Source organism: Acinetobacter sp. YK3 (genome assembly GCF_001729365.1).
GTDB classification, from domain to species: domain Bacteria; phylum Pseudomonadota; class Gammaproteobacteria; order Pseudomonadales; family Moraxellaceae; genus Acinetobacter; species Acinetobacter vivianii.
Window position 1 is genome coordinate 1 of sequence record NZ_LZPJ01000052.1, and the last position, 4,733, is coordinate 4,733.

At 35.6% G+C, this 4,733-nt stretch carries 3 protein-coding genes and 1 pseudogene; 1 reads left to right on the forward strand and 3 read right to left on the reverse strand.

The genetic code is table 11. From position 1 onward, the window contains the following. Window positions 1-169: 169 nt before the first annotated feature. On the forward strand, window positions 170-1,435 hold the full coding sequence (locus tag A9Z07_RS04930; RefSeq protein WP_069577376.1) for a tyrosine-type recombinase/integrase: 1,266 nt from the start codon (window positions 170-172) through the stop codon (window positions 1,433-1,435). A gap of 222 nt (window positions 1,436-1,657) precedes the next feature. Here A9Z07_RS04930 and A9Z07_RS04935 read toward each other — a convergent pair whose 3' ends face one another. From A9Z07_RS04935 to A9Z07_RS04945, 3 genes and pseudogenes are all read right to left on the reverse strand, one after another. Further along, window positions 1,658-2,140, reverse strand: coding sequence for a hypothetical protein (locus A9Z07_RS04935; protein ID WP_069577382.1), 483 nt, complete (start codon window positions 2,138-2,140; stop codon window positions 1,658-1,660). Between the two features lie 11 nt (window positions 2,141-2,151). Then, complete coding sequence (locus A9Z07_RS04940) at window positions 2,152-4,056, reverse strand: S8 family peptidase (protein WP_069577387.1); 1,905 nt, start codon at window positions 4,054-4,056, stop codon at window positions 2,152-2,154. 382 nt (window positions 4,057-4,438) lie between these two features. After that, window positions 4,439-4,733: pseudogene (locus A9Z07_RS04945) on the reverse strand (hypothetical protein); the annotation flags it as partial.

Consider the following 4,733-nt stretch of genomic DNA (forward strand, 5'->3'; position numbering starts at 1 on the left):
GATATTTGGCGGAAGCGGTGTCCGTCTAACACCAGTCCTAAGCAATCCTAAACAATATTACAAATATATATTTTTCAATTAGTTAATATTTATATTATCCTAACTCATCTTGTCTAATCCTACCAATTCTAGTATTTTATGAGGGGTAGGTTGTGGGGTAAACTAGGAAATGCCAAAAAAATCTAAAGAGCTATCTGCACTTAGTGTAGCAAAAATTAAAGCGACTGGACGACATTCTGTAGGGGGTGTTGATGGCCTTTGCTTAAATGTCGAAGGTAATTCCCGTGTTTGGATTTTGCGTGCGGTGGTTGGTAAACGTCTAGATAAAGATGGAAAGCTAAAACCTCATCGCCGTGATATTGGCATTGGTCCCTACCCTGAAGTTTCATTAGCTGAGGCTCGTGCTAAAGCCACAGAACTAAGAATACAGATACGTAATGGTATAGATCCAATTGCTCATAAGCAGGAACAACTTGAAAAGCTTCTTGTCCAGCAACTACGGAACAAAACATTTATGGAGTGTGCAAAAGTCGTTATTGCCAATAAAACTCGTGAACTCAAAAATGAAAAGCATATTGGACAATGGTCATCGACACTAGAAACTTATATCTATCCAACGTTGGGTGATATTAGCATTAGCACGATTAACAAAGTCGATATTGCTGAAGTTCTTAAGCCTATCTGGATTGAGAAAAACGAAACAGCTAAACGTATTCGCGGGCGTATAGAAACTATTTTTGATTATGCCAAAGCTATGGGATATTTTGAGGGTGATAACCCTGCTGCATGGAAAGGTAATCTTGAACCAATATTAGGGAACTTAAAGCAGGAATCACGCCCTCACCCATCCTTGCCTTATGAACAGGTTGCTGAGTTTATTCAGCACCTGAAACAGAAAAAAGGAATTTCACCTAAAGCTTTGGAATTTACAATTTTGACTGCCTGTCGTTCTGGCGAGGTTTTTGGGGCCAAATGGCAGGAAGTTGATTTTAAGAATAAGGTCTGGATTATTCCTAAAGAACGCATGAAAGCAGAAAAGGAACATCGTGTTCCATTATCACGAGAAGCGATCAATTTACTTGAATCAATTCGAGAGTTTTCCCAGCCCCAAGATTTCATATTCCCTGCACCTCGTGGCGGTATGCTTTCTGACATGTCATTAACGACTCTTATCAAAAGGATGCATCAACAGAAGCTTGAACAAAGTGGCTTAGGCTATATTGATCCCAAACAGAATCGTGTTATCACCACTCATGGCTTTCGCTCTACGTTCCGTGATTGGTCTGCTGATAAAACCGATTATCCTCGTGAGGTCTGCGAACATGTACTAGCACATAAATTACCAGATGAGGTAGAAGCAGCATACTTACGCGGAGCTTATCTCGAAAAACGTAAAAGATTGATGGCAGAGTGGGCTGAGTTTTGTGATAGGTAATTTTATTACTAGACATTAATTTTGATAAACAAAATAAAACCAGACTTTCGCCAGAAGGGCGAAAGTCTCTTAAAGTATTTTGAGAACAAAGGAAACTTACACAAAGTAATTTAAAGGCTAATATCCCACTTCTATTGACTTACTAGGCTTCTAATAAATACACTACTTTGACTAGAATCATGTTCATCATCTGGTAGAAAAACTCTCTCTTCTAAATATTTTCTAACGAACTTTTGGTTCACTGAATTTGATTGGAATCGTAATTTCTGCATTAGGAAATAATTTTATTAATTTCTCCCTTGCCAAAATAGCTTGGTCAAAACTCTTAAACCTTAAATAACTCACATTTAAATGATCGTAATATTTTATAGAGATTGCAGCATTTAGAGTTTCTTTTGCAGATGCATGCACCTTAGCTGTACTAATTCCTGATATAAGTACTACATTTTCACTTGCACCAACTACTCCTTGATTATTAACCACATATGTACGTTGGCCTCCCGCAGATGTTCTAAGCAATTTATTCGCTGAATCATTCTGATCAATAATTTTAAGAGATTGTTCACCTAGTTGTATGTCTGGACCATTAAGCTTTGAAACTTCTTCTGGGCTGAGAGTTGTTCCAATAGAAATTTCAGATTCAGCAGCAGAAGTGCCTGTAACTAATAGTATAGAAGATATTAATAATAAATTTTTAGCTTTCATAAATTTTCTCCTTATGAATAAGCTTTTGGAATAATTCTATATTCCACTTTTAAAGGCTCTAATTCTGTTACATTCGCTTTACAACTACCTTTGTCACCACTAACCGCATACACTTCCCACACTCCATATGCTTTTTCACCATAAAATGCATAGCTACCTAAACCATAATGATCAGCTTTAGAAACCCCACTGTTATAATAGATATTGTATGGCTGAGAGAGTACGGAAATTACACCTGATGGAGACTTAACAAAGAAACCAACACTACCAACACAGATAGGACCCGTTACACGTAATTGAAATTGATCGACCGTTTGGAGTTGCTTATTATTTATTGTACCTAATTGTGTAACTCGCCCATATGACAGTTTTTTAATATCCGAAAATGCTGATTCAAATTTTGGTATTCGCAAAGCTGCACTTAATGTACCTGTTTTATATTTTTTAGCCAACTCGACTGCTGCGGCAGCATCAACCAGACCAAAGCCATACCAATTTGAATATATATTACCAGCACCATTATTTTGCCATCCAAATTCAAGGGGTACTTGAGTCACTCCATCACGGATATCATTTTTTACACCAGTTTCAGTCAATAAAGCCCCAGTCTGTAAATCGACCAATCGGTTCGCCCCTACTCTGCCTGCATAATTAGAATCAATAACTCTAGCGCTTTGTTGCAATATATCTCGGACATCTCTCCATGTTAAATTTGGATTAGCTTGCAAGATTAGAGCTGTCACACCAGAAATCGTTGGTGTTGCAGCTGAAGTACCATTCAAATGAGAATAGTCACAAGAAGGATTATTTTTAATTCCTTTGTAAATCGATAAACCTTTTAAAAAAAGATTTCCTGTAGCGCTACTTTGACTATAGCCACGTTGGCAACCTTGTAGGTCAGTTGAGAATATTGTTGGACCATCACCTTCTCCAAATCCTCCACCCTCACCATACTCTCCACCAAACCCAGTAATCCAATTAATTGCACCAGCATTTGAATAACTCGACTTTATTCCCTTCGCATTACCAGCTGCTACCACAATAGCATTTGATTCTAATGTCTCAAGATCATTAGCTGGATTCTCACATGGTAAAATCCCCTCAAACTGTGAAGGGCAATCTCTTATAGTATTATTTTCAGATTGATATCCTTTAAACTCATTGCCAGAGGCTTTAATAAAAATTGCACCTTTACCCTTCCTAAGATTAGTTAATCCACGCAATGGGCTAGATATACTGATTGAAGTATTATAAGATTCTGGTAAAACAGGATTCGTCCCGTATGAAGCATTAAAAATATCTGCATTCTTTGAAAAATCAGCACCTCCGTAAGCTGTTAACTCATCAAAAGTTCCATTGTAAAGAGCCCCACCTAATTTAACTCTAGGTGCGATTCCCATAACTCCTTTACCATTTTGTGTGGCTCCAATGATTCCAGCCACCGTTGTACCGTGCGCATCCTGATTATTATTTTGTGTAAAAGCAGGGGTTGGATCATTACTTTGGTTCACAAAATTATACGTCATATTTCTATCGATATTTTGTATGAGATCTTCATGTTGAATATCAATGCCATCATCTATGACTAAAACACTAATCCCCTGCCCTTTGATACCTACTTTATGAACTCCCTCAACATTTATATCGTAATTTTGACTATCTGAATCATTCTTCCAAATGTCTTTAAAAGTGGAAAAATAACTATCTTTGTAACGTAGTGCCCATTGAAAAGGATAAAGAGGTTCTGTTTCGCCACTCTTACAAGCATATTTTCCATCTTCTTTACAAATATTTTCAGACCCATCAATATTTGGTGCAGAAGAATTATTAGATATATTTTTAACACTCGATGAGTCACCACCGCATGCAGTAAGTATTGATGTCATCAAAACTGTAACCGTAATTCTTTTATTCATAACAATCACTCAAATAAAATTTCAAAGAAAATGATATAAGAGTATGTTAATTGGAATAAAATTAACCACCATCGACTCAATCAATACGCAAAAAATCAACCTCTTAAAAAATCAACAAATTTTGTAAAAAATTGGGAATAGTAGCACTTTATTTCTCATCAAAAAAACAACATTGACTTTAATAAATCAGCTATCAATCTACTACATTTATATTCTTGAACAAAACACAATCATTTAGAATGCATTCACATATTTTATCAAATTATATAGAGCACCACTTATTTTTTCTTGAGGTCTGCTCACTTTTAATAATTACACTAGACATTTTAAAACCAGAAGCTAAATGAGACCAGCCTCCTTGATAAAGTAATAAATATCTACCTTAAACAGAATTAATAAGTTTTATAAAATTGAGATAAAGCATTGATTGTTGGGCTTCAGAATAAACTGAACGTTTAATATTACCTTTATCTGTTTCAATAGAAAGGTTGATATTTTTTGCTTCGTTGAGTTCATCTAAAAATGAACTTGGAAGAATAAAACTATTTAAAGAGTGTCTTGGTATAAGTTGATTAATACTCTTTTGTTGAGTTGGTCCAGTTGGTCTATAACTAAAAGCCTTATCATCAACTAAGAATGTAATACTTTTAATATCATAATAATTATAGCTACTAATT

Excerpts from the sequence above, each read along its gene's own strand:
- A9Z07_RS04935 (WP_069577382.1), bottom strand. The coding sequence starts at position 2,140 with ATGAAAGCTAAAAATTTATTATTAATATCTTCTATACTATTAGTTACA.
- A9Z07_RS04940 (WP_069577387.1), bottom strand. The coding sequence starts at position 4,056 with ATGAATAAAAGAATTACGGTTACAGTTTTGATGACATCAATACTTACT.
- A9Z07_RS04930 (WP_069577376.1), top strand. The coding sequence starts at position 170 with ATGCCAAAAAAATCTAAAGAGCTATCTGCACTTAGTGTAGCAAAAATT.